Origin of the sequence: Streptomyces milbemycinicus, from assembly GCF_002154605.1 — a bacterium.
Classification (GTDB): Bacteria; Actinomycetota; Actinomycetes; order Streptomycetales; family Streptomycetaceae; genus Streptomyces; species Streptomyces milbemycinicus.
Genome location: NZ_MUNE01000969.1, coordinates 1 through 1,768 on the forward strand (window position 1 = coordinate 1; position 1,768 = coordinate 1,768).

Here is a 1,768-nt window from a genome sequence, read left to right on the forward strand (position 1 = left end):
TCTGCCAACGATCACGGAACGTAACGCGGCGCCCAGCGCCGGGCCGACCGGCTCCACGCCACCGCCCGGCGCCGCGCCGAGTGACTACCGCGCCGCGTTCAACGCGGCGCGGCTCGCCATGGCCGTCATCAACCGCGAGGGCATAGTGCTCGACGCCAACCCCGCGCTCGGCGCGCTGCTGGGCGCCGAGCCGGCCCGGCTGATCGCGCGCAACGCCGCGGACCTGGCCGATCTGCGCGAGGATTCGCGCACCTGGAGCGAGTACCGCGATGTGTTGCACGGCCGCCGCGCGCGGCTGTGCTGCACCCGTCGGCTGCAACGCCCCGACGGCCATGCCCTATGGGCGGAGATCACCGTCGAGCCGGTGCCGGACAGCTGCAGTGTGCTGCTGTCGATGGCCGACGTCAGCGAGCGGCGCGATCTGCAGGGGCGGCTGCGCCATCTGCAGATGCACGACCCGGTGACCCGGCTGCCCAACCGCAATCTCTTCTTCGAGCGGCTGACCTCCGCGCTGGAGGCCGCCGCATACGACCGGGGCGGCACCGGGCGGATCGGGCTGTGCTATCTCGACCTCGACGGCTTCAAGGCGATCAACGACACGCTCGGCCACCGCGTCGGAGACCGGCTGCTCGGCGCGGTCGCCCAGCGGCTCACCGAATGCGCCGCACCCGACGGCCATCTGGTGGCGCGGCTCGGCGGCGACGAGTTCGCCCTGCTGGTCCGGGACTCCACCGGTACGGAGCAGCTGTGCGAGCTGGCCAAGTCCGTACTGGCGGCGCTGCAGCAGCCGTTCGACGTGGCCGGGCAGCGGCTGTCGGTGTCGGCCAGCATCGGCGTGGTGGAGCGGCCCGCCGCCGGGACGCACACCACCTGGCTGATGCAGGCCGCGGACACCACGCTGTACTGGGCCAAGGAGGACGGCAAGGCGCGCTGGACGCTCTTCGACCCGGAGCGCAACGCGCACCGGATGACCCGGCAGGCGCTGTCCAGCACGCTGCGTCCGGCGGTCGAGCGGGAGGAGTTCGTGCTCGACTACCAGCCGCTGGTCGGGTTGGTCGACGGCGTGGTGAAGGGCGTGGAAGCGCTGGTGCGCTGGGAGCATCCGCGATTCGGCAGGCTGTCGCCGAATCGGTTCATCTCGCTGGCGGAGGAGAACGGCGCGATCGTCCCCCTGGGGCGGTGGGTGCTGCGGACGGCCTGCCGCCAGGCCCGCGCATGGCAGTTGGCCCACCCCCTCAACCCGCTGATCGTCAGCGTCAATGTGGCGGTCCGCCAGGTCTGGGACTCGGATCTGGTCGCGGAGGTCGGCTCGATCCTCGCCGAGACCGGCCTGCCACCGCATCTGCTCCAGTTGGAGCTCACCGAGTCCGCGGTGATGGGCTCGGCGGGACGGCCGCTCCAGGCGCTGCTGCGACTCAGCGAGATGGGGGTGGCCATCGCCATCGACGACTTCGGCACCGGCTACTCCAACCTCGCCTATCTGAGCCGGCTCCCCGTCTCCACGCTCAAGCTCGACGGATCGTTCGTCCAGGGGTTCCGGGCGGAGGAACACCCGAACCCGGCAGACGAAACGATCGTCCAGGCGCTCGTCGAGCTCGCGCACCGGCTCGGTCTCACGGTGACCGCCGAATGCGTGGAGAGCGCCGAGCAGGCGGAGCGACTGGCGCGGATCGGCTGCGACACCGGACAGGGCTGGTTCTACTCCCGCCCGGTGCCGCCGGATGGCCGCCGATCATGGCGGAGATACGGTCCGGCGGCCACGGGCGGG

At 71.8% G+C, this 1,768-nt stretch carries 1 protein-coding gene; it reads left to right on the top strand.

Translation table 11 applies throughout. The features are described 5' to 3' along the window. Position 1: 1 nt before the first annotated feature. The coding region (locus CCN51_RS49735; RefSeq protein ID WP_086861137.1) for a putative bifunctional diguanylate cyclase/phosphodiesterase at positions 2 to 1,768 on the top strand (1,767 nt) is incomplete at its 3' end.